Origin of the sequence: Chitinophaga niabensis, assembly GCF_900129465.1 — a bacterium.
In the GTDB taxonomy this organism is placed as follows: domain Bacteria; phylum Bacteroidota; class Bacteroidia; order Chitinophagales; family Chitinophagaceae; genus Chitinophaga; species Chitinophaga niabensis.
In genome coordinates this window covers 708431-733338 of the sequence record NZ_FSRA01000001.1, presented here as the reverse complement: position 1 = coordinate 733338, position 24908 = coordinate 708431, and the positions used below count along the sequence as shown (strand labels likewise).

General features: G+C 45.9%; 20 protein-coding genes. 7 read left to right on the top strand and 13 right to left on the bottom strand.

Annotated features, from left to right (window positions below; translation table 11 throughout):
- Positions 1-90 precede the first annotated feature (90 nt).
- The 6 genes from BUR42_RS02865 to BUR42_RS02840 all read right to left on the bottom strand — a co-directional run bounded on the left by BUR42_RS02865 (position 91) and on the right by BUR42_RS02840 (position 9038).
- Positions 91-1506 (bottom strand): PKD-like family lipoprotein, encoded by a 1416-nt coding sequence (locus tag BUR42_RS02865; RefSeq protein WP_074237693.1) that lies wholly within the window; start codon positions 1504-1506, stop codon positions 91-93.
- Positions 1507-1522: 16 nt separating this feature from the next.
- Complete coding sequence (locus BUR42_RS02860) at positions 1523-2356, bottom strand: DUF4843 domain-containing protein (RefSeq protein WP_159442202.1); 834 nt, start codon at positions 2354-2356, stop codon at positions 1523-1525.
- Positions 2357-2366: 10 nt separating this feature from the next.
- On the bottom strand, positions 2367-3827 hold the full coding sequence (locus BUR42_RS02855; RefSeq protein WP_074237690.1) for a RagB/SusD family nutrient uptake outer membrane protein: 1461 nt from the start codon (positions 3825-3827) through the stop codon (positions 2367-2369).
- 11 nt (positions 3828-3838) lie between these two features.
- Positions 3839-7300: a SusC/RagA family TonB-linked outer membrane protein gene (locus BUR42_RS02850; protein ID WP_074237689.1), complete on the bottom strand. Its 3462-nt coding sequence runs from the start codon at positions 7298-7300 to the stop codon at positions 3839-3841.
- Positions 7301-7385: 85 nt separating this feature from the next.
- Complete coding sequence (locus BUR42_RS02845; RefSeq protein ID WP_159442201.1) at positions 7386-8351, bottom strand: FecR family protein; 966 nt, start codon at positions 8349-8351, stop codon at positions 7386-7388.
- 102 nt (positions 8352-8453) lie between these two features.
- Positions 8454-9038, bottom strand: a complete 585-nt coding sequence (locus tag BUR42_RS02840) for an RNA polymerase sigma factor (RefSeq protein ID WP_159442200.1) — start codon at positions 9036-9038, stop codon at positions 8454-8456.
- Positions 9039-9152: 114 nt separating this feature from the next.
- On the opposite strand from BUR42_RS02840, the gene BUR42_RS02835 reads away from it, so the two are divergent.
- From BUR42_RS02835 to BUR42_RS02820, 4 genes are all read left to right on the top strand, one after another.
- Entirely contained in the window at positions 9153-10394 is a 1242-nt protein-coding gene (locus BUR42_RS02835; RefSeq protein WP_074237687.1) for a DEAD/DEAH box helicase, read from the top strand.
- A 36-nt stretch (positions 10395-10430) separates the two neighbouring features.
- Positions 10431-11219 carry a 3-keto-disaccharide hydrolase gene (locus BUR42_RS02830; RefSeq protein ID WP_074237686.1) on the top strand — a complete coding sequence of 263 codons (789 nt, stop codon included), beginning with the start codon at positions 10431-10433 and terminating at the stop codon, positions 11217-11219.
- 308 nt (positions 11220-11527) lie between these two features.
- Positions 11528-12655, top strand: coding sequence for an epoxide hydrolase family protein (locus tag BUR42_RS02825; RefSeq protein ID WP_074240402.1), 1128 nt, complete (start codon positions 11528-11530; stop codon positions 12653-12655).
- A gap of 53 nt (positions 12656-12708) precedes the next feature.
- Positions 12709-13293 carry a Crp/Fnr family transcriptional regulator gene (locus tag BUR42_RS02820; protein ID WP_074237685.1) on the top strand — a complete coding sequence of 195 codons (585 nt, stop codon included), beginning with the start codon at positions 12709-12711 and terminating at the stop codon, positions 13291-13293.
- On the opposite strand, the gene BUR42_RS02815 is transcribed toward BUR42_RS02820, so the two are convergent.
- Positions 13281-13712: a GNAT family N-acetyltransferase gene (locus BUR42_RS02815; protein ID WP_074237683.1), complete on the bottom strand. Its 432-nt coding sequence runs from the start codon at positions 13710-13712 to the stop codon at positions 13281-13283. The genes BUR42_RS02820 and BUR42_RS02815 overlap by 13 nt on opposite strands.
- Positions 13712-14149, bottom strand: a complete 438-nt coding sequence (locus tag BUR42_RS02810) for a carboxymuconolactone decarboxylase family protein (RefSeq protein ID WP_074237681.1) — start codon at positions 14147-14149, stop codon at positions 13712-13714. The genes BUR42_RS02815 and BUR42_RS02810 overlap by 1 nt, the downstream gene beginning before the upstream one ends.
- 123 nt (positions 14150-14272) lie before the next feature.
- On the opposite strand from BUR42_RS02810, the gene BUR42_RS02805 reads away from it, so the two are divergent.
- A complete protein-coding gene (locus BUR42_RS02805) occupies positions 14273-14632 on the top strand; it encodes a hypothetical protein (RefSeq protein WP_074240401.1) in 360 nt (119 codons plus the stop codon).
- Entirely contained in the window at positions 14629-15978 is a 1350-nt protein-coding gene (locus BUR42_RS02800) for a glycosyltransferase (RefSeq protein ID WP_074237680.1), read from the top strand. Before BUR42_RS02805 ends, BUR42_RS02800 begins: the two co-directional genes overlap by 4 nt.
- Here BUR42_RS02800 and BUR42_RS02795 read toward each other — a convergent pair.
- Both BUR42_RS02795 and BUR42_RS02790 read right to left on the bottom strand, forming a co-directional pair.
- Positions 15969-17015, bottom strand: coding sequence for a TraB/GumN family protein (locus BUR42_RS02795; RefSeq protein WP_074237679.1), 1047 nt, complete (start codon positions 17013-17015; stop codon positions 15969-15971). The two genes, BUR42_RS02800 and BUR42_RS02795, sit on opposite strands and share 10 nt — an antisense overlap.
- Positions 17016-17070: 55 nt before the next feature.
- Positions 17071-17619 (bottom strand): 5' nucleotidase, NT5C type, encoded by a 549-nt coding sequence (locus BUR42_RS02790; RefSeq protein ID WP_074237677.1) that lies wholly within the window; start codon positions 17617-17619, stop codon positions 17071-17073.
- 93 nt (positions 17620-17712) lie between these two features.
- On the opposite strand from BUR42_RS02790, the gene BUR42_RS02785 reads away from it, so the two are divergent.
- A complete protein-coding gene (locus BUR42_RS02785) occupies positions 17713-18459 on the top strand; it encodes a DeoR/GlpR family DNA-binding transcription regulator (protein WP_074237676.1) in 747 nt (248 codons plus the stop codon).
- Here BUR42_RS02785 and BUR42_RS02780 read toward each other — a convergent pair.
- From BUR42_RS02780 to BUR42_RS02770, 3 genes are all read right to left on the bottom strand, one after another.
- Entirely contained in the window at positions 18434-19381 is a 948-nt protein-coding gene (locus BUR42_RS02780; RefSeq protein WP_074237675.1) for a YihY/virulence factor BrkB family protein, read from the bottom strand. The genes BUR42_RS02785 and BUR42_RS02780 overlap by 26 nt on opposite strands.
- 94 nt (positions 19382-19475) lie before the next feature.
- Positions 19476-21152, bottom strand: a complete 1677-nt coding sequence (locus BUR42_RS02775) for a SusD/RagB family nutrient-binding outer membrane lipoprotein (protein ID WP_074237673.1) — start codon at positions 21150-21152, stop codon at positions 19476-19478.
- A 23-nt stretch (positions 21153-21175) separates the two neighbouring features.
- A complete protein-coding gene (locus BUR42_RS02770; RefSeq protein WP_200798205.1) occupies positions 21176-24895 on the bottom strand; it encodes a SusC/RagA family TonB-linked outer membrane protein in 3720 nt (1239 codons plus the stop codon).
- Between the last annotated feature and the right edge of the window lie 13 nt (positions 24896-24908).

The window sequence follows — 24908 nt, the reverse complement described above, 5'->3', positions numbered from 1 at the left end:
AACTGTCCGGTTTTAGTACAACCCTACAACAAAGCGGCTGCCTCAGCATTACACTGAAACAGCCGCTATTGCGATACGTGGATTCTAAAATTAATTCTCCCTGATATATACATCCACAGGCTGGCCCGGGATATTATTCACCTGCTGCGGGTTTTCTCCATTGTGCCCTACACTGGTATCCAGGTAATAGATACTTCCTTCCACACCTGCCACCAGCAGGTTACCACCATTCAATACTTTCAGCATGGTCACTTTCTTTCCGCCGAAAGCAGCATCCAGCGCTTTCACTTCGCTGTTTATAGGATTATAGCGATAGATCTTATCGTTGGAAGAGAAGAAGATCACACCGATCGGGGAACTCTGCCATTTGGTATCCGGCATCAGCAGATTAGCTGCGGGAAATTCTCTTTTATAAGATGGTGTGAACGTTCTTTTATCTGCATTGAAATCAAGGCCAAACTTCAGTTCTATTTTCTTACCCACGCTGTCCATCATGGCATAGAACTCATTATCCGTAAAACGGGTCATGTAAATGAGGTCCATCTTCAGGTTCTTGGGATCGAAAGATGTATTACCTAACACATTATAGCTGGTATCGAAGAATGTGTTGGTGCTGAAACGCAGGAATTGCTTCTTCGTAGCTTCAAAGCCAAAGAAATAGCCATCGTTAGGGCGCTCATAAAGGTTATGCAGCACGTTAGGATGCAGCTGGTAATTACCATCCACCGGTACTCCCCAATAGCCATAGTAAGGCCAGAATGGTGCGGTTTCCGTTGCGCCTATGTACATCTTTCCATTGAGGATAGCCGTGGTTACTCCATTGATCATGTTAAGGAAGCTGTTCACTTTTAATACGGAGGGAGCGGTGTAAAAGTTGTCCGCCAGGTATTTGCTGCGTTGTAAAGTATTGGCATCAATCTGCACGGCACCAGTGGTCCCGCCGGTATAAGTGATCCAGAAATAGCTCAGTTGATTCATGTAGAATTGATTCCTGATAGGCACCAGTTGCATAGCACCGCCTGGTAATACTTCTTTGTTGATGGCATCATAGATATCAGGCTGCACTGTTCCATCCGGTTTGATGAAGGTGAGCACAGTCCTGTTGTTCTCATTACTGAGTACCAGCACACCTCTTGTAAACTGCGTCTGCCCTTTGATGATGAACTTAAAGAAGTACATCTGGCCGGTGTTGTTGTCCTTTACTTTCAGTAAAGCATTGTAGCGGTTAGCTCCCAGGCCGAATATGATCCTTAAAGACTGGCCTTCGTAGTCCACAGACATAGCCTTTTCCGGCACATCTATCTTCCAGAAGCAGGAATAATCGTTCTTGCCTGATTTCAACAGTACTTCAGGAGTAATGATCAGACTGTCTCCCACGATGGCTGCATAAGCAGTATCCAGTCCTTTTACGGTAGGATCAGGGATATTGATGTAATCATAGTTGCCTTTATCTTTGGCACAGGCGCCAAGGATGAACAACAGGATATATAAGGAATATTTTTTCATGTACGATCGTTAATAATTATACAATGCGGTTACCATTCTCATCCCTGAAATAGTATTTGTTATCCGCCGGGTTGAGTTCCAGCACATACTTCTTTTCAGGATTGGTGATGCTGAAGAAATTATACTTCCCTCCTCCTATATCCTCCACGGTATATCCTTCTGAGGGATTAGCGGCCACCCATGAGATAGGGTCGTTCAGGAAACTTCTGAAGCGGCGGGTATGGTACAGGGTTTTAGGTAATACTTCTGCATTAAAAGCTGCCGGCAACTCTATAGTACCGGATGTTCTGATGAACAGTTCATGCTTCACACGGGAATAGGCTCCCAGTTCGCTGGCCCAGGTATTCCACCATACGGGTTGCTCCAGGCGGTTGGAGAAGATCACCTTTGCCGTATCGAACTCAACGGTAGAAACAGCAAAATCTTTGGTGGCCGCCAGGCGGAGCTTGATCTTAACAGCACCTGCCAGCAGAGCAGGATCTTTGCTGTAGATAATGATGGGCACTTTGGCCGTGCCGGAATCAGCAGGAATGATATATTCCGGTTCCAGGGCCTTATAGTGTGTGCCGGCCACTGCTGTAGTGGCAGAATCTATTACCGTGAGTTTGAACTTCCTGTCCACAGGCTTCCGCATTCCGGAAATGCGTACGGGTAATAAGATGGTATCAAAGGACTTTTCAGGAAAGAGGGCGAATGAATAGAAAAAGCTGTCCACCCGTTTTTCTTCATCCTTTGGATCTGTAAAATCGAAGTATATATTGTCTGGCGACTGATACGTTAATTCAACTGCTTTTTTACAAGCACTCAAACAAACTGCGCCGAATAAACCGATCAGGAATAATTTTTTCATCGCTGCTTTTTTATCTGTTACCGTATGCAATCTCATCGTCAGGGAATGGCAGTACAAATACTGCTTTACTGGCCGGGATGGTTACACCGGATTGTCCGGCTATAGCCATGTTGAGGCGTTTGTACATATAGAACATCTGGCCTTCGGAGAAGAACTCTTTACGTACTTCCTTCAGCAGTTCGTTCATGAAAACTATTTTGGAAGGATCACTGAGTTTGGTACCGATCCCCCTGTTCAAACGAACGGTGTTAAAGTAATCCCATCCTTTTGCTGCATCTGTATCAAACGTACATTCTGCTGCGATGTAATACATCTCGCTCAAACGTATGCAGGGCATCATCAGATCATGCAGGTTGGCATCATTGTCCCTGTTGTATTTTACTACGCGCAGGTAGGTGCCGGAAGAGCCGGATTGTTCCTGTAACCATTGCTTATATCTGAAATCATCTCCTCCTACGCCGCCGGTTTCATAAATATTCCGCCCTTCTGAAAGTGTTACATACAAACCGGTCTGGCCATTGGTCAACACTTCTTTCATCCGGTCGTTCATGTTCGGTGCATAGAGTCCGAAGATCAATTCTTTATACAGTATCCGGTCCTTTTTCTCTTCATCCGGGTTCAGAAAATCAGCTTGTTTGGTAAAAGGAAATTTGTTGGAGTTGATCACCTCCAGCGCGTTGCTCAAAGCATTCACTTTGTCTCCTTTATAGAGATAAACCCTTGCCAGCTCTCCGCAGACTGCATAATAATTCATACGGTGGCGGCGTACCTGCAGGAATATTTCTCCTTTTGTTTCTGTGGCGGTATCCGTTCTTGGATAACCTACTTTATAACCGGGAGAAAGGATAGGATCGCTTGCTCTCAATAATTCCTTTGCTGCCAGCAGGTCCTTCAGCATGAGATCTATGGCCTCTCCTACCTTGAACATGGGTGGTATGTCCTTACTGAATTTTGTAACATAAGGAATGCCGGTACTGTTCGCGCCTGTCAAATAGGATTCAGCATACAGGCGCAGTATATCGAAGTGGGTATAGGCGCGCATAGCCAGCGCTTCGCCCTTGATAATATTATAATTGGCGTTGGTGAGTATGCCTTTCTTATCTTCGATATGCTCCAGGATAAGGTTGGCATTGGCAGCTACCGAGTACAAGCCTTCCCATATCTGGTTATTTCTTTGTACGAAACCGAGCTCTTTACGGTTGAACTTCATCACCACACCATAACGCCAGGTATCTGTAATATCTACACTATAATTCTGTGCAAATGCATCCAGGAAACCGTAGGTAAGCTCACGGCCGTACAACTGCTCTTTCACGCTTTTGCTGTATAAACCATTGACAGCTTCTTTAAAACCATCTTCCGTACTGAACAATGCGTCCTGCGATACTTCAGACTTTGGCTGCACATCCAGCCATTTGCTGCAGGATGCGAAAGCGCCTATGATGATGATGGATATTATATATTTCTTCATCGTGATTAAGTTTAAAACCGGGTGGATAATGAGAAAGTGAAACTCCTGGCAAAGGGATAATCGATCCCTCTTTCCACCTGTATGCTGGACCAATATGCCAGGTCGTTCAGGTTGAGCGCAAAGCGGAGGCTTTTCATCTTCAGGCGTCTATACCATTGTGCCGGTGCGTCGTACGATACATATACGGATTTAAATTCCAGCCTGTTCTCTTTCTGCACAAAGCGGGAAGTGGTACGTGTTACACTGAGGTCTTTAATGTCTTTATAAAAGGTATGATCACCCGGTTTCTTCCAACGCAGTGCCAGTACCCTGCTGTCCACATTGTATTTGGGGTCAGCATTCTCTACCCGGTCTATCAGCGTCTGGTTGTAAATATCGCCACCTAAACGGGTGTAAAAACTGAATTCTATCATAAAGTTCTTATAAACAAAACTGCCGCCGAAGTAACCGTCCAGATCAGGTGTCTGATCTCCTACAGCTACAGTATTGCGTACATCGTATTCGTAAGTGGTGGTGCCATCAGGACGAACAAAGATCTCTTTACCATTCTCAGGATCGATACCTAAAGACCTCACAGCATAAATGGTGTTGAGCGACTGGCCTTCCCTGTAACGCAGTAACGGCCTTGTTTTGGAAGCAGAATCTGACTGTTGCTTGTTATCTACTTCTTCATTATAACGTTTCAATGCGTCAGAGATCTTGGTGATCACGTTTGTATTATGGCCAAGGTTACCGTTCAGGTTAAAGGACCAGTTCTTCCCACGGAGCACGTTTGCACGGAAATAAAGCTCAAAACCTTTGTTCACCATTTCACCGAGGTTCTCTTTATACTTTGCAAAACCAGTGGAGGTGGGCACATTTACATCTGTAAGCAGGTCTTTTGTGAGTTTATGATAATAGCGGGGAGACATATACAACCTGTCCTTGAACAAGGAAACTTCCAGGCTCAGGTCATAATTCTGCGTACGCTGCCATTTCAGGCCGGGATTACCGTACGAGCTAAATACAGCACCTACGCCTGTAGAATACCAATCACCATTGTAGTAAGAATAAGTGGTATTGGAGAGATATGCCGGGAAGTTCACATCCCCCGTTAAACCGGTAGTGGCTTTGATCCTGAACTGGTTGAAGATGGAATGCTGCATGAATTTCTCATTGTGCAGGTTCCAGCCCAGGCCATAAGACCAAAAAGTAGCCATCCTGGAATCTTTTCCGAACTTGGAAGAACCATCTGTTCTTACTGTTCCATCCATCAGGAAACGGTTTTGGTAAGAATAGTTAAAGGAAAGAAAGGCACCGATAAGCCTTTGTTCTGTAACCGCGCCACTGGGTGGCCCGTCTTTGTCATAACGGCGGGCAAAACTGATATCGGTAAAGCGGTCGTTAGTGAAGCCCTGTGCCACAACGTTCTTGGCGTTGTATTGCTGTGCCTGTATATTGGTACCCAGGGAGAAATTGAGGAAGTGAGATCCCTGCAATACTTTATTATAGTTCACGGTAAAGTTCCCATCTACCTGTGATTCATCGATGCTGCTAAAAAAATACTTGCCACGGTCTTTCAGATCATCTCCGGAATACCAGTAGAACTCATTGCTGTAAGGAGAAACAAAATTATCCAGTGAAGTTTTTCGTTTTGTTAAACTGATAGTACCATTGATCCTCCAGGAAGGGCTGGGATTGTATTCCGCAGAGAAGGCATCTATGAACTCGAGGTATTCCTGCTTGTCGAAACTACCGGTGGTGGCTTCGTACAGCGGGTTCATCACAGGTGATGTTATCTGATCTCCACTGACACGGTCTTCATTGGACAAATACCGCCAGGAATCTACTTCCCTCAGGATCCTGCCCAGTGAATCTGTTTTAGGATAATAAGGGTTCATGCGTACATATTTGGAGAACTGCCCGTAGGGAGATTCGTTCCCCTTCACCTGGGAAATGGTGAAGTTGTTACGGAACATGAGCTTATTATCCTTCAGGTTGTATGCCAGGCTGGTGGCCAGGCTGTAACGGTCACGGCCCGAACCTTTCATCACACCGTTATTGGTTTGATAACGGGCATCCACACCATATCTTAAAGTAGGTGAACCGCCTTGTAAGGAAATAGAATGTTTATGACCGAAATCAGTGGCCAGCGGCTGGGATAACCAATAGGTATTCACACCGCTGAGCACATTCCTTCTTTTCTGGTAGTACTTCCTTTCCAGGTCGTCAGGATTCTCCACAGCATTGCTGGTGTATAAGCCCGCCAATCTTTCGTATTCCAGTTTCTCGGAAGCATTCAATACGTTATAAGCGGTGAGGTCTGGTGTGGTTACATTCAGCTCATAATTGTAATACACTTCCAGCGCACCTTCTTTCGGTGTTTTTGTATTGATCACCACTACACCGTTTGAAGCACGGGAACCGTAGATTGCAGTAGCTGCCGCATCTTTCAGCAGGGTAATCATTTCTATCCTGTTCACATCCAGGTCATAGATAGTCTGGATCCCCACCTGGTAACCGTCCATCATGAACATGGGCAGGTTGGTGATGGTAGCCAGCTGGTTGCGGGAAAGGAGTTGCGGATCTGTAGTAGCGGTGGTGGGCATGGCGGTGGCACCTCTTACATTGATGTTAGGCAATGCATTGGGGTTGGAACCTGCGAGGTTGTTCTCCACGATCCTGAAAGACGGATCATAAGCCTGTATGCTGGCCAGGATATTTTGCGGGTTGAAACGTTTGATCTCTTCTCCCGTAATAACGATCGCAGATCCTGTATAACTTTCTTTCTTTAATTTCTGATAACCGTTCACTACAAAGTCTTTCATAGACTGCACATCGGTTAACAGCTTTATATCGATGTCGGTACGGTTATTTACTTTTACCTCCTGCGCCTTGTAACCGATGTAACTAAACACCAGCGTGCCATTGGGCGGAACATTCGGCAAGGTGTACCTGCCATTCTCATTGGTTTTAGCACCATTAAAAGTACCTTTCACTACTACTGTTACGCCTGGTAAGGGTACACCGGATTCTTCCGTTACCTGTCCGGTTACTGCAGGTTGTTGCTGTTGTGTGACACTTTCAAGTTGAAGCGGTTGCGCTGGTTCTGCCGCGGATACCTGATCTGCGATTTTTTTTTCGGCGCGCTTCTCTTTTTTGTAAATGATGAAGTGGTCCTGCGCGGCCTGCTCCACTTCCAGCCCCAAGGGTCTGAGGAAGTTGCTGAGATAATCTATCAGTTTCTCAGCGGTGGGTTTTCCGGCAGGTTTTTGCGTGGTGATACCGTTGATAGTGTTGCCGGTGTAATTGATACGCACTTTGTAAAGCTGTTCCAATTCTGCCAGTATATTTTTTAATGGCAGCTGCCTGCCATCCTGCACTTCTGTGCCCTGCACATTGTAAACGGCTCCTGAAGCTGTACCTCCTTGTATCAGCAATGCCAGTGCCAGGCTTCCCAATACCCTTCGGGTTCCGGCGTAAAATTCTCCCATAGCTATTGATTTTGGTTGGTTAAGACATAGCGATGCCACCTCCCGTTATTCGGGAACCATCTAAAGTGACATGACGTTGGCTTAGTTAATTATTACTGATCTTATATGTGTTCGTTCCTGTCTTATCTATATGCACCTCAAATGATCTCGATAGTGTTTTAAAGAACACATCGATATTGTCCATTGGTATACTCCCTGTAAACGTTTGTCCGCTAAAGCTGGAATCCTCCAGTTGTATCGTGATGCCCATGTTATCCTGCAGTGACCTGATCACTTCGGCGATAGGCGTTTCATTAAAGCTTAATACTTTTTGCTGCCAGGTAGAATAGACTTCCGGGTCTACTTTTTTATTCACCAGCTCGGTGGTGGCGGCAGAATATACCACCATGTCCCCTGCTTTCATGGTAATGGCCGGCTGGTTACTTTTCTTATTCAATGTGAGCCTTACCACCCCGTTTGCCAGCACTACCTGTGTTTTGATGCGGCGGGTGTTTACGTTGAACTCCGTACCTACCACCTGGATATCCACATCTTTTGTATGAACTACAAAGGTTTGGTTATTGCTTTTATGTGTAACGGAGAAGAAGGCTTCCCCTTCTATCCATACCTCGCGGGGATTCGCCTGGTCCCAGTTATCTTTATAATGGATCTTTGAATTCACATTCAGTTTCACTACGGAATGATCCGGCAATTCCACTGTTCTGAGTTCACCCATGGCAGTCTGGTGATGCACGTCAGCCTTCGGATAAAATATATAGGCGGCGAACACCGCTATGATCAATCCTATAAACACTGCTGCATAAGGCATCCAGCGGCGACGGCTTTTCGGCATCTCCACTATCCTGGTTGCAGGGCGGTCCATGCTCTGCAATACTTTCGCCCATGTTTCTTCTTCGTCCTTTGCTGTGGCTGTATGTGTGGGCGTACAGATCAGCAGTAATATCTCCTTTGCTTTCACCACATCATCCTTCCTGTCAGGATTATTCAGCAGCCATTCGTTCCAGAAAGCAGCGGCTGTTTCGTCCTGTTCCAGCACCCACTTGCGAAACATGGGATGCTCTAAATACTCTTGCGTCGTGAAATTTCTGAATGTCATTATAGTTACTTAACAGATAAAGCAGGAAGTGAACAAAATCTTAGCGTTAATTTTCACTTATTTTAAAAAAAATTCTGAAAAGATTAGAAATGAGGTAATTATTAGTTTATCGCTGTGTTTTTTCAGGTAGTTGATAGCTTTGGACAGGAGCACATAGGTGGAATTCACACTAAGTTCCATGATGGCAGCTGTTTGTTTGGTGTCCAGCCCTTCATAATAGCGCAGGTAGAGTATTTCTTTCTGGCGGCGGGGGAGCTGGTCCATGATCTTACCCAGTTTGGCGCGCAGTTCCAGGTTGGATTGTTCCCCGATCAGTACTTCTTCCGGGGAGCTGGTGAAGGAGTTGGTATTTTCGCCAAAATGGCCGGGGAGTTTTTTCTGCTGCTGGCTGGCGATCTTCCTTTTCAGGCTGGCCAGGAGGTAATACCTGATAGAATCCGTTACGGAGAGGCGCTCCCTGCTTAACCAGATAGTGACGAAAAGATCGTGTATACAATCCTTTACCAGCCCCTCGTCTGGTTGTAATTTCATGCCGTACTGATAGAGGGAATTGAAATAAGTTTTATAAATGAACGCCAAAGCATCCTTATCACCTTCAATTACCTTACTCCATAGCGCTTTATCGTGCAGGTGGCCGTACAATTCGTCCCGGATTTTGATTTTGTTACTTTGTGTAAACGCTGCTAAAGATATGACCCGCTTTGTTAGGATGCAAGCCCATTTCCCCATCCGGCATTAAAGCTTACCTTTGTGCCCATGAAATTTGAACAATACCGCATATCAGAGGAGTTAAAGAGAAGTTTAGAAGAACTGGGATTCAAACGCCCTACTGATATTCAATATAAGGCCATCCCCTCCATCCTGAAAGGGGACGATGTGTTAGCGATTGCTCAAACCGGCACCGGTAAAACCGCTGCTTTTGCCATTCCCATCATCCAGTTATTACAGCAACAAAGCCGTTCCCGCACCAAGGGAGAAGTGAAATGCCTCATTATGGTGCCTACCCGGGAACTGGCCGTACAAATAGGCGAAGTATTTAAAAAACTCGCCAAATATACCCGTGTGGATATTATGGGCCTTTTCGGCGGTGTAGAACAGGAAGCCCAGATCGCTAAGCTGGATAAAGGAGTAGACATCCTGATCGCCACACCCGGCCGGATGTTTGACCTGGTGAGCCAGGGGCACCTGGACCTCAGCCATGTGCAGATCCTGGTGCTGGACGAAGCAGACCATATGCTGGACCTCGGTTTTATCCGGGATATCCGGGATGTGCTCAAACACCTTCCCCGTATTCACCAGACCCTCTTCTTTTCCGCCACCATCGACGAAGAGATTAAAGATATTGCCTATTCCGTGGTACGCAACCCCATCCGGATCCAGATCTCCCCGGAAGACCCCGTTTCCAAAAACGTCAGCCATTCCGTAGCCTATGTGTCTATGGACGATAAGCGGTTTTTCCTGGAAAGGCTGGTAAGAGAGTTCCCGGAGAATAAGATCCTGGTGTTCGTAAGGACCAAAGTACGGGCAGAAAGGGTAGCCGCAGCCATGGAACGGGTGAATATCAAAAGCCTCACCATGCATGGCGGTAAAGAGCAGGGAGACCGCCTTACCGTGATGGATGAATTCAAAAAGGGGGAAGTAAAAGTACTGATCACAACAGATGTAAATGCCCGGGGCATTGATATCCCCGATGTGGAATACGTGGTGAACTACGATCTGCCGGACGAGCCGGAAAACTATGTACACCGCGTGGGCCGTACAGGCCGTGGGGTAAAAAAAGGGCAGGCAGTTTCCTTTTGCAGCGAGGAAGAAAAACCAGTGCTGGAAGCCATCCAGGCTTACCTGGGCAAACCCATCACCACCATGACCATTAATAAGGACGATTACCGGGAAACCATCAGTTTTTCCGAGGAAACCCCTAACGATAACTGGAAGAAACTAATCGAGGACCACGAAAAAGCCACAAAAGATCTAAAACGGAAGAAGAAAAAGAAATAATCTGCTATTTTTAAGGTCAACTCTACACTTAAAAATATGATAAGATCCACTATCCTGATAGGGCTCTTCCTCCTATCCGGCTTAAGCCATTCCGCGTTTGCACAAAAGCCCGGTAAATGGGTGCCCCTCTTCAATGGTAAAGACATTAAAGACTGGTTTGTAAAGATCCACCACCACGAGGTTGGCGAGAACTTTGGTAATACCTTCCGGGTGGAGGATAATATCATCAAGGTGCGCTATGACCAGTATGGGGACTACAACAACCAGTACGGCCACCTTTATTACAAAACGCCTTTTTCCTACTACCACCTAAAGCTGGAATACCGGTTTGTAGGGGAATGGTGCAAAACCGCCCCTGAGTATACTATCCTGAACAGCGGGCTGATGTATCACTCCCAGGACCCGCGTACCATGCCTAAGGAGCAGGACTGGCCTATTTCCATTGAAATGCAGTTCCTGGCCGGCCTTGGGGACGGAAAACCCCGCCCTACCGGCAATATGTGCTCCCCCGGAACGCATATCTTCTATAATGGTAAGCTGGATACCCGGCATTGTATCAATTCTTCCTCCAAAACCTATGAGGGAGAGCAATGGGTGAAAGCGGAGATCATTGTGCTGGGGGATTCGCTGATCACGCATATCATTAACGGGGATACGGTGATGCAGTACTCCAAACCCCAGATAGGCGGGCCTGTGGTAAACAACTATGACCCTAAGCAAAAACAGGACGGGAAAGCCCTCAAATCAGGGTTTATTGCCCTTCAGAGTGAAGGGCAGCCGATTGATTTCCGGAATATAGAGATCATGGTGTTGCCTAAACCTTAGGTATAGGATGCGTATAGGATAAGTATAGGATTACCCTATGTTGAGCCTATGTGAAGCCTATGTAAAGCATTCGATTACCCTATCTTGAGCTTATATATAACCTATTCCGGCATTTTAAATCTTTTAAAAGCCTCCCGCATTATATTGCGGGAGGCTTTTTTTATTTTTCCTAAACCCTACTGACACACTGCTGTCATGTACCCATTTTAGATTTGTGGTATAATCATTGAAACCATATGAAAAAGTTATTCAGCACCTTGTTTTTAAGTATTTCATTGCTCCTTTCATTTGCACAAAACAAACCTAACATGCAAACAGTAAAACCCTTTAAGATTGAGGTACCACAAAGCGTACTCGACGACCTGAAAAACCGTCTCAAACAAACAAGATGGGCGGATGCACCAGAAAATGCCGGTTGGAACTACGGTACTAACCCGGACTACCTGAAGGAACTGACAGACTACTGGGTTAACCAGTACGATTGGCGTAAACATGAAGCTGCCTTAAACCAGTTCCCCCAGTTCATAACAGAAATTGACGGGATCAAGATCCACTTCCTGCACATTAAGGGCAAAGGTAACAATCCGAAACCTTTGATCTTAAGCCATGGCTGGCCTGATTGCTTTTACCGTTATTACAAAGTGATCCCATTGCTGGCAGAACAGGGTTTTGATGTGATCATCCCTTCCATTCCTGGTTTTGGATTCTCAGACCATGTAGCAAAAAGTGTTGATGGCTCTGCTGAGATCTTTTATAAGCTGATGACGGATGTGCTGGGGTATAAAACATTCCTGGCAGCGGGAGGGGATATGGGTACCGGTATCACTAAAGGCCTGGCAAATAAGTATCCGGATGCAGTGAAGGCTATTTTCCTGACGGATGTAGGTTATCCGGATGGAACGGAAGATTGGTCCAAAATGTCTCCGGCCTTACAGCAATTCGGGCAATTCATTCAGCAATGGTGGTATACGGAAGGTGCATACAATATGATGCATTCCACCAAACCACAAACGGTAGCTTTTGGATTGAATGATTCTCCTGTAGGGCTGGCTTCCTGGATCCTGGAGAAATTCTACAGCTGGAGGTTTGACCCTGCCAAACATGATATTGAAAAGAGCTTCACCAAAGATGAACTGCTCACCAATATTACCATCTATTGGGTAACACAAACCATTAACTCCACTATGCGTACTTACCTGGAAACTGCCAGGGCCACTTATACCGGGGGGCTGGAATCCGCCAAATACGTGAAAACACCAACCGGTGTGGCACATTTCCCGGGAGATGGTCCTTTGCCGAAAGAGTGGGCAGAACGGATGGTGAATGTGAAACGTTATACGGTATTCCCTGATGGCGGCCACTTTGCAGCATTGGAAAAACCGGACCTCTGGACGAAGGAGCTGATCACTTTCTTTTCGGATATCGAAGTGAAATAAAAAAACAAAAGGGCCATCTCATGAAAAGAGAGGGCCCTTTTGTAATTTAGTGTATGGACTCACTTATAGATCAAGCCCTCCAATCTTTTTCTGATCACTATGTAGGCCTCTCCCCTGCCTGTGCCGATGCTTTCCGCGAAATTGCCGAACCGCTTTCTGTTCCCAAAAACACCATCCTTGTTACGGCAGGCCAGTATTCGGACAGTATGTTCTTCCTGCTTTCCGGCACCGTGCGTGAATACTATCTCAAAGATGGAAAAGATATTACAGACTGGTTTGCCCGTGGGCATGAGTTCACCTGCGCCATCAATAGTTATTTTCGCAATGTTCCCAGTGAGCATTATATAGAAACCCTGCAAGCCTGTGAAATGGTGGTAATGAAAAGACATGCACTGATACAGCTCTGCGAACAGTTCCACGAGTTTGAAACCCTCAGCCGCATGGCTGTTACCCGCATTATGTTACATCTGCAACGCAGGATCGTGAGCATTCAGTTTGAAACGGCTGCACAGCGGTATGCCAATCTCTTAAAAGTATTGCCGGATATTACACAACGGGCATCGCTCGGGCACATTGCTTCTTTCCTGGGCATTACGCAGGAAACATTAAGCCGCATCCGCTCTGCTCACAGGGGCTGACTGAAATGATGCGCAGAAATGAAATAACCTTCTTTGTGATATACTTTATGCGCGGGATGTAACAGATGTCCTGAATCCAGCTGTACGGAATGGAAACCGGCTGTTTGGGCCAATGACCTTATGTAACGCAGCAACAGGGAGGCGTAACCTCTCCCCTGGTATTCCGGCAGTGTGGCCAGGTCGTCAATATAGATATGTTTGCCGGAATGTAATTTCTGCATGTAGCGGAAACCTGCAAAGGCCACTACTTTTGAGGGATGATCATCTGCTTTGAGGTAAATGATGTGATAGTTTTCGCGCTGCATTTCTTTTACCTGCGCTACAATGTCTGTATGCAAAAGATGCGGGCGAAGGGAAAGGATCACTTCCCTGCAGGCTAATATAGCTGCATCATCTGATGCGGTATGGATCGTTTTCATTATTCAGGGATTCTGTGTGAGGAAATTCCAATGCGGTTCCAGGCATTGATGGTAATAATGTGCATGAGCAGCTCTGCAGTTCCGGTTTCACCAAAATGCTCCAGCGCCTTTTGATAGGTTCCTTCTGTTAAGCCCTTTTGATGGATAAACGTGATCTCTTCCGTCATGGCCAGGATGGTCCTCTCCTGTTCAGAGAACTGTGGAGCATCGCGCCAGACGCTGATGAGATAGATGCGTTGTTCCGTTTCACCCAGTTCCCTTGCTTCTATAATGTGTTTATTGAGGCAATAAGCACAGCCGTTGATCTGGGAAGCCCTGATCTTAATAAGTTCCCGGTGAAGGGGAGCAATACCAGTGGTAGTTTCAAATTTATACAGACCCAGCATCGCATTGTAGGCAGCGGGCAGTATGTCTTTCAGGAGGAATCTTTCTTTCATGCTACAAATTTAAAGGGGCATTGGACCATCGTTATAGTCCACATTTTAATTAGCGGATAGTCCAGTGATCATTTTTTGATCTGGATCAAAGGAAAGATCATCCGGCTGCAGCAACTTTGTGGCATGGCAACAATCATTGTTTACATAGCAGGTATTTACTCCCTTGGCTTCGCCATCTTTCACCTGGGGTTCTGGAAAATATTTGGATGGAAAGATGAGTTACCGAAGCTGAGGTACGTGAACAGGGCTATAATGCAAATCCTCAATACAAGGCTCACTTACTTCCTGTTATGTTGTGCCTGTTTATGTTTCTTCTTTACGGATGAACTATTGCATACCCGCCTGGGGCACGTGGTCCTGGCAGGTCTTGCCTTATTCTGGGCTGGCAGAACGGCAGAGCAGTTCATTTTCTTTAAAGGTTATCTTTTCAACCTGATCTTCTTATTAGGGACCATGCTTTTTTCCATACCACTGTTCTTATGAAAAAACGTTACCTCTTCACGGTACTGCCCACCAATGACCTGGGATTACTGACACGCTCACTGCCGGTAGCAAAAGCGTTACAGAAAAAAGGGCAGACCGTTATGTTCTCCCATCCTGCCAGGGCACCCCGCAAACTTATTGCAGACGCAGGTTTTGAGAACCTGCTGCCCACACATCCTTTGTATGAGATCAGCTTTAATGGATTACATTGGAAAGATATCTTCACTTCTTCCGCGGTGAGAGAACATCATGGTGGCGCATTTAATTTTATAAAAGAATTAGTGAAGTCCATTCCCTACCGCGCAGCGCCGGCCAGCCAGGAAATATGGGATATGGACCATGCTTTTGCCATTACGGGTTTACTGAATGCCAATTTCATCAAAGCACAATGTGAAGTGTACATGCAGGTGATCCGTGCATCGGCAGCAGATGTGGTGGTGGATTTCTGGAATCCCTTTGCCTGTATTGCAGCAAAAAAACTGGGTGTTCCGCTGATCACCATCAACCAGGGAGATGCATTGCCGGGAACAAAAGGTTTTATCTGGTGGAAGGAAAGACCGGAGGGTACTCCTTCCGTTGTACCTGCTATCAATAAAGTATTACGCTCTTATGGATTAAAGGAAATAGAACAGGTGGAAGAGATTACCCGGGGCGACCTGTCCCTTGTTACAGGTATGCCTGAAACAGATCCTTTACAGGGAAATGATCATCGTTATATCGGTCCTTTGCTGTGGCAGGACTCACGGGTTCCCCAGCCAGCCTGGCTGCAAAACATGCCGGATGATAAACCGCTTGTATGGCTGTACACCAGCAATCCTTCGTACAATGGCAGAAGCAGGATCTTTGATTCAGATAAAATGCTGCAGCCTTGTTTTGATGCGCTGGCAGATGAAGATTATTATGTAGTGGTCACAACAGGGCATCATCCTTTACCGAAATCCATTAAGGTACCTGCTAATTTTATGCAGCTGCCTTATGTGCCGGGTTTATTTATGGCTGAAAGAAGTGATCTGCTGATCCATCATGGAGGCTATGGTTCCTGCCAGACGGGGCTTTATTGCGGAACACCTTCTCTCATCTTCCCTACTTTTTCAGAACGGGAAAGCAATGCAAGAAGAATGCAGGCATTGGGTGCGGCAGAATTTATATTACCGCATGAGTATGCAGCAGAAACAATTAAAAGCAAGGTCAGACAGCTCATTCATTCCCCCGCATATAGTACTGCCGCAAAAGCACATGGCAATCACCTGAAAAGCTACGGGGGCATTACAAAAGCTGTTGAGCTGATAGAACAATTTACTCCGGCAAGTGACTGTGAAGGGTGGCCGGAGTTCTTCTACAGATAGTCTTTTGCAAACAAGATAAGGTCTGCACTATTGCTCAGCTTCCTGTTATCTGCCTGTTGTGCGGGAATAACAGTGGCACGGCAGGAAGGGTTCATGTATTTGTTATACAAGGAAGCCATTGTTTCCATGCGGAACAAACCAGTGTAGGGAATGATGCCTTTGGGACTGTAAGCATCTTTGTAAACAGACATAAAGGTGAGTACTTTTCCTGCAAAACGCTGTTCTTTCTTCAAACTATTAGGTAAGGAAGAAGCAGTATTATAAGTAGTGTGCGCCTGGCCGAAGAAACCTACAAAAGCCTGTATGCTGCTATCTCTCAATGCTTCAGCCAAATGGCGGTACATTACTTTGTTCCGGGGAATAGCCCTTTGTGTAATAGGGCAATCATTACGAACAATACGGCTGACCAGCGGATACCTTTCTCCATATAATTCTTTCACCTCCTTATCTTTTGCACGGAATTCAGATTGAATATAACACAGCAGTTCTTCGAACTTCGGGTCAAATGCATTGAGTGTATCCGATGCTGCCATGCGGTTAAATACTTCCTGCAAACTGGCGGGGATGGCTGTGGTAACTGCCAGTACCCTTAATACTTCTGTTCTTTCAAAATCAACGCCATGGATCACCAGGCGTTGCGCTGCGGGCAGCGTAATATTATATTCATACAGGCCCTGCCAGAAATCCCGGTAATGATGATCCGTATAAACCAGGCCATGGATCAACGCACTGTCTCCCGTTACTAAATATTGATTAAAGAGATAAGCGGCTGCAATGCCCACTTCCATGAACACATCCTTTATGCCATATCCGGCATGCAGGTGTTTGATCAGGTGGAGCTTCCACTCGGGTTCAAAATGTACGTTATGTGTTTCCCCGTAAAAGATGGCTTTGTAACGTTGCGGGGTCATCAGGCTGTCCATCAGGGATGTGTTATACACCATCCGGTTGGAGCTGCCAATATATGTGGCTGCACATTGTGCAGAAAGTTTGCCGGAGAGTAACAGGCAAATGATCAGGCTAATACAGGGCTTCATGCTGGTTCAAATAGGATGGGTACTTCACACCCATCCAAACATAAAGCTTTTTTACTTATGAAGCTAAAGGCACCGCTTGTTTTGCAAAGAATGCTGCGATCTGCTCCCAGTTATCAAACCGGTTATATTCTGTGTAATTGGCATTGTGTGGTTGAGAGAAGAGTAACCTTTCACCATTGAAATACCGGAGGTTCTTGTCGTAATCGTCGATCATATAATCTGCCTGCACAATGGTCTTGAGGCCACAGAACACCATATTCTTCCAGCTGATGAAGGGAAAGTGCTCATTCAGCCATTCTACTTTTTCTGAAAGGGACTGTGGAAATTCTACCGCAGCGGAAACAATGAACACCTCATATTCTTCCATCAGGGCTTTAACTGCTTCCTGGCTGCCGGGCATTACCGGGGCTGTTCTGAAGAAACCGGGTGTGTGCAGGAATTCCCGGATCAATTCCCCGTTCGGAAAACCTGTTGGCTCAGGCATACCATTCAGCCGCTCTACCGGAACCAGCTCCCCTGTGCGTTTCGCGTACCAGTCTATGTAATGGGAAACAATATCCGCCATTACACCGTCCATATCTATTGCTATTCTTTTTCTTGCCATATTCTGCTATTTATTGCAAAGTTATGCAATATTCCATTATCAACCAATAGGAAAACTGCAATATTTTACATAATATTGCATAAAACAGCAAAGATGTTAAGAGAAGAGCGCCTGGAATTCATTCTCAGGAAGTTACAGACAGACCAGAAAGTACTGCAAACGGAATTAAGTAACGATCTGCAGGTTTCTGAAGATACGGTACGCCGGGACCTGGATTCCCTGGCGCAAAATGGCCTGCTGATCAAAGTAAGGGGTGGCGCTATTCCCCACTCTCCCAATCCTTATCCTTTTAAGGAAAGGTTGCAGTATCATGAAGATGATAAAAAGAACATTGCCCGCAAAGCATTGGCTTTATTACATAATGGACAGACGGTGATCCTCGACGGGGGTACTTCTACCCTTACCCTGGTGAAATTATTTCCGCCTAATCTTCAGCTCACCGTTGTTACCAACAGCGTGCCCATTGTAGCACAGCTGATAGAACATCCCGGCGTGCAGGTGATCTTTACGGGAGGAAGGGTGAACAAGGATTCCCAAACCTCCGGCGGATTGAATACTATCCGTACTATTCAAAACCTGCGGGCAGACCTTTGTTTCCTGGGTGTTTGCAGTTTGCACCCGGATGCCGGGGTAACAGGGCTTGATCTTGAAGAAGCAGAAGTAAAATCAGCGATGGTGAAGGCGGCAAACAAAGTAGTAGCATTGGCTACCAGCGACAAGATGGGTACGGGAGAAACCTTTAAGGTATGCGAGATCACAGATATTGATACCATTATTACGGATAATCCTTCACTGGAACTTTTTGACCCTTATATTAAGCTGGGTTTGCAGGTGTTGTAGTTGTTTTTTCGGGGATAACACCTTTTGATTCCACTTCCACCTGTTCCACCCATACCGCATAATTATTCGGATAGATCCTTTCTCCTTTATGCTGTACGTACTCGCGGGTAAAAGCTGCGCCAAAGTACAGGATAGCTGCGGAGTAATAGACCCATACCAGCAAGATCACCAATGAACCTGCTGCCCCATATGTACTACCAATACTGCTGTTACCGAGATAAAGCCCTATTGCGAATTTACCCAGCATAAACAAAACAGCTGTAGTCATAGCCCCCACCCATACATGCCGCCATTTTACCTTTGCGTCCGGCAGTACTTTAAAGATCACGGCAAATAAAGCGGTAATGGTAATAAAGGTAACCACCAGGTTAACGATATAAACAACAATAGCGGTGGGCAGCAATTCGTTCAGCCTGCTCATCAGTACTTCTATGATACCATGGATCACCAGCGATACCACCATCACAAAACCAAGACTGATCACAAGGGAGAAAGACAATAAACGGGTGAGGACAATTTTCAACAATCCTTTTCCTTTTTTGGGTTTTGTTTTCAACCGCCAGATAAAATTGATGGAATCCTGGATCTCCGTAAACACCCCTGTGGCACCAATGATCAGCGTAATAAGTCCTATAATGGCAGACCATCCAAGATCTGACGACAAGGCTGTATTCCGGATGATCTCCTGGATCTGACCGGCGGCAGATGAGCCTAAAAGGCCTTCCAGTTCTCCATACAATTTACCTTCTATCGCTTCCCTGCCCAGGAAGATATCACCGCAATACAGCGCTACAATGATCATGGGCGCAATGGAGAATACCGTGGAATAAGCAAGGGAGGCACTTAATTTCAGGATCTTATCATCAATGAAATCGATGCCTGCGCATTTGAACATTTCCCACCAATGTTTAATAGCGTTCATACAGCAGTAGATACAAAAACCCTGCTAAAAAAAATTCCCCGCCAGACGACGGGGAACTTCAGCTAGTTCTCTGTTTCTCAATCTGAGACGGGGATTAATTGCCCTCTCCGAAATTCGGACTTGTTTTATCAAACCATAAACGTTGTGTGCTTAAGGAAGGAATACTTCTGTCGCCGGGTGTAAAGCCCTGGTCCTGCTGGCTCTTCGTCCAGTTATTAGTATTGGTGCCTATTGGCGGTTCGTTGATAGCGTACCTGCGCGGGATAGGTTCGTTCCAGGTATTACGTTTGTAATAAGTGGAAGTATTCTTTGGATAACCTGTTCTTCTGCAGAACGTAAAGGCTTCATTACCCAATCTGTAGAAGTTGAGGTATTGCTGAATGTAAATGCGCTCGAGGTTATTTACACCATTGAACTTCACATTCACGTTGTTCTGATAAGCCAGTATTTCTGCATTACCATTACCGGTCAGGCCGGGAGTAGATTCCGCGGCAACGGCAATAGTGTTCATTGTTCTGATAGAAGATTCAATGCCCCTGTTATACCATTCTTCGGCTGTACCTTTTGTATCAAAACCGGCACCATATCCTTTTTGAATGAACTCTGCTATATAGAAACAGGTTTCTGCACGGGTCACCATGTAGTCCAGCATTTTGCCCGATCTGAAATTCCCGTAACGGGGGGCAAAGAACTTTTTGTTGATAGGGCTGTACAAACGGTATTTGGTAAACTGGCTTACTTCGAATGCTGTTTTATAAAAAGCTGCATTTACAGGGTCCGTAGTCCAGTCTGCCGGGCCACCCTGGAACATCACAAGAGGATCATTGATATTGATGAAGGCTGGCAATGTTTTAGCGTACTTCGTTAGAGAGTCCCTGAATGAACCGGTAAGGTCATTGGGTTGAAAATAAATGGGCAAACGCGGATCATTGGTCAGTTTCAGGAAGGTCATAATAGAAGAAGTGGCAAAACGCGGGCTGCGGTAATCAATATCGTTACCAATAGGATTATATTCCGGCCTGTCGTACACAAACTGAGAAGCATCATCAATAGGCCCGATGGTGCTTTGCATCACTTCTTTGAACACCCTGGTGGCTGCAGCCGCATCCTGCCTTTCATACCGTACAGCAATTCGCAGCTTGAGCGTATTAGCCAGTTTAGCCCAGCTGTTCCATTCATTCTTGTAAATGAAATCAGCGCTACCGAAATTCACCTGCCCTGCAGGAGAGCCGGATAAAGAATCCACCGCATCTGTTAATTCCTTCAGCCAGGTATCATAGAGTTTTTTCTGATCATCATATACCGGTGTATACAATTGTTCTGCCCTGCCCCTGATTGCTTCCGTATATGGCATAGAGCCGTTCATGTCCGTTACCTTCAGGCCATGCAGCACCTGTACAATAATTGTAGCGGCACGCATGTTACGGTAGCGGGCTTTATCTGCCCTTAATCCTATTTGCGTTCTGATCTCAAAGAGATTGGGCAGGATGTTATTGTAGTATACACCATACCGGCTGTTAACATTTGTAGACAGCTCATAAGGATCAGTGGTCATATGCTGGGAAAAGCGCAGCAGCTGTTCCAGGTTCTCCCAGATCCATTCCGTGCCCTGATAGGTTTCCACATTATCAAGGGAATAAGCAAATAGTGCATTGAGGTCCGGCAATGTTACTACGCTGGGATCCGTATTGATGGTACCAAAATCCTTTTTACAGGAATTTGCCAACAGTACCGTTGCACCTATGAGAATGTATATACGTAATTTTTTCATGTTGCTTCTTTTTCATGATGAATTTAGAATCCTGCACGTATCGTAAATGCGAATGAACGTGTCATGGGTGGCACAAAGCCTTCTTCTTTATTCACACTCGTTCTGTTAGAATTATTGGAAGCCGGGTTGAAATTATTCGGCAGGGTATTGTAGAGGTAGAACAGATCACGGCCGATGATGCTTATACCCAGGTTGTTCAGATGCAGCTTTGCTGCAATATTCTGAGGCAGGGAATAGTTCAGGGCAATCTGGCGTACAGAGATCCAGGAATTTTCCACTACCCAGTAATCTCCTACGGCCGTAGAGAAAGAGCCGTAACGATAGGCAAACTGCGGCAGGTGGGTAGGTGGCACAAATCCTTTTTCGTATGCTTCCCTGAAGGTCATACCACCTACGTTTACGGAAGAACCATCCGGTTGAGTGATGGTTTGCCCGTTATCAAATACACCATCGGGAATGATACCATCATCATAAGAAATGTTCAGATCATCCGCATATTTGCTGGACCAGGAAATACCACCATGATCTTTATCCCTTCCGAAAAGAGAGCTTTTGAAGATCCCTGTATGTGTACCGTAACGCATAGAATGCATCACCATGTCTCCCCCTATCTTTGCATCCAGCAATACATTCACGGAGAAGCTCTTAAAGCGGAAAGTATTATCCAGGCTGCCACGGAAATCAGGATTGATATCCCCCACATCCATCAGCACATTACTTCTTTTCGGGAAGGCTGCCCTTGCATCAGAACGCCAGTCCAGCACTACTTTTCCATTATTGGGGTGATCAATGGGTTTGCCGCTTCCATCCACCGCCTGGAAAGCTTTGGAATGGATGCGTGTTCTGATCACACCATATGCACCCCCTACTTTGGCATAAGGTATCTGGTCATTGGAACTTAAACCTTCACCATCTAAAGGAAAATATTCACGATCTCCGTAGAGTTCGATTATTTTATTGCGGTTGCGGGAGTAAGTGAGTGTAGTGTTCCATTCAAAGTTCTTTGATTTTACAGGTGTACCATTCAGCGCAATTTCTATACCTGAGTTCTGGATATTGCCAGCGTTGATGAGCAGGTTATTTACACCTGTTTCCGGTGCGGCAGCGATCCTGATAGGCTGGTTATAAGTATTATCCCTGTATATAGTTGCGTCAATGCCGATACGGTCGTTCAGGAAACGCAGATCAAGCCCTACTTCCTTTGCGATCTTGCGAAGCGGTTTGATGTCTTTGTCTACCACAAAGGACTGGCCATTTTCATCCATCAGGTAAGTGAGCAAAGGGAGACTACCTCCACCCGCTGTGGTGGTACCTCTCAACCTGAAGCCAGGATTGATAATAAAGGCATCCAGGTCTCCACCCAGTGAAGCAAGATTTGTTCTCAGCTTACCAAAAGAAATAAACTTAGGTAACTTGAATGTTTCTGTAAAGATCCACGACAAACTTACTGCGGGATAATTAAAGAAGTTATTACCCTGGCTATTGGTATAAGTCAGTGCGGAAGACCAGTCTCCACGCCATGTAGCCTGCATGAACAACTGATCTTTATATGCGAGGTCAGCACTTGCATAAAGGGAATTCAGGGTTTTTCTTGGCCTGTAACCACCTGTAGCAATGGGCGCTTTCTGGGAGTTCTCTACAAAGTAATTATTGGGGAACAGCAGTCCGCCATCTGTTTGCGACTTACTATAAGTTGGTGTATAACGTTGTTGTTCACCACCTACGTACCCATTCAGGGAAAGGTCTTTGGTAAGCTGTTTACTTACCAGCGCCATCCATTTCAGGAAATAGCTCCGTTTGTTGGAATGCTCCAGGCTATAGAATCCGCCGGAGGTATTATCGGAGCCGGTAAAATTATATCCCTGCCCAAGCTCTTTTGCTTCGTTCCGTATGGACAGGGTGCTCAGGTTACCTTCCAATTGCAGTTTCAGCCAGTCTGTAAGTGTAGCGGTGATCGTGAGGCGGCCGCGGAACATTTGCTCTTCCTGTATATAGCTGTTTTCGAAGATCCTGAACCAGTAATCGGCACCGGGCACTACATTGGTTTCTGCGGGGTCTGTTACTTTAGGCACACCACCTAATGAGCTGGTATATTTACTGCGTTGCTTCCAATACTTTGTATCATAGTTGCGCGGGAAGATCCAGATAAAATTATTCAGGCCCAGCTGCGGGGGATTCTCTCCTTTGATGCTGGTATAATCTGCGCCTGCATCAAAAGTAAGGAAGCTGGTAAGGTTATGTGTGGCTCTCAGTGAGAAGGCGTTTTTATTCAGTTTATTACGAAAGTTGATGCCTTCTGCCTGGTTACGGGAATATGATAAACGGAAAGACGATTTATCTGTAGCACCGTCCACTGATACGCTGGTGAGGAATCCAAGACCGGTCTGAAAAGCATCCAGGTAATTATTGGGGGCTGCTTTATACTCCGTCATAGTACCATCGTAGTTCAATACCTGCTGGCCAGCAAAACGCGGCCCCCAGTTTTCCAATTCCCTGTTCTTTTGCGGATCGAGATAAGGCTGACCTGCGGAGTTGGTGGGAAATACTTTGGTTTGCCATGCTTCGTTGGCTTTATAACCGGGATCGCGGGTATCCGTAAAGAAGTTACCTACGGAACCGCCGCCGAATTCATTTTGAAAATCCGGGCCACGGTAGGGGTCCTGTACATTGATGGATTGGGATACAGATACTCCCCAGCCTTTCTTTACCCTTCCTTTTTTAGTGGTGATCAGCACTACTCCGTTGATAGCCCGGGAGCCATACAAGGCAGCAGCCGCAGAACCCTTCAGGATAGATACACTTTCAAAGTCTTCCATGTTGAGGTTCTTCAGGTCGTTCCCAAAGTCCCTGCCCTGCCCGTTAAATGCATCGTTATCCATGAACACGCCATCGATCACAAAGATGGGTTGGTTATTGGTGCTCAGTGTAGAGTTACCACGGATCAGGATCCGCGAGTTACCGAACAAACCGCCGGAACCCTGATCGATATTGATCCCGGCTACTTTACCCTGTAATGCGTTGATGGGGTTCACTTCATTGGTGGCAGCAAGTTCTGTACCCTTTACCTCCGTTACGGAAAAACCCAGCGCCCGCTTTTCCTTCTTCACACCCAATGCTGTTACTACTACTTCTGCCAGTTCTTTTTTAGATTCCAGCAATACAATATCATAAGAAGCGGCAGTACCTACTACCTGCTCCTGGGTTTCAAAACCAATAGCGGTGAACACCAGCACAGCTCCTTCATTGGCTTCAATGGAAAAAGCACCGTTGGCATCCGTGATGGCCCCTCTTGCCAAACCCTTTACAGCTACGCTAACTCCAGGTACCGTAGATCCGTCTGCCGTTTTCACTACACCCGTTACCTTTTTAAAGGCTGCGGGGGCAAAAGCATCTCCGGCCAATACCATCTTTACACCATTCTTTGAAATGATGATCTGGTTGCCTACCACCTCATACGTTACTTTGTAGGGAGATAATAATTCTGTAAGCACATCGCCAAGCCGTTCGTTCTGTGCGTCTACACTCACAATAGTGTTCAGCGGAATGGTCTGGGAAGTATAAGCGAATTTAACGGCAGCAGCTTCCTCAATTTTAGCCAACACATTTTTGAGGCCTTTGTTGGAGATATTGAGCGTGATCTTTTTATCCAGTATCCCTGGTGCAGCAAAGAGAGGGCCGGCAAGGGTTACGAATAAAAATAACTTCAATAGCGCTACCCGCATAGTGAATGGGAAGGTATTCATACGCATATTATTT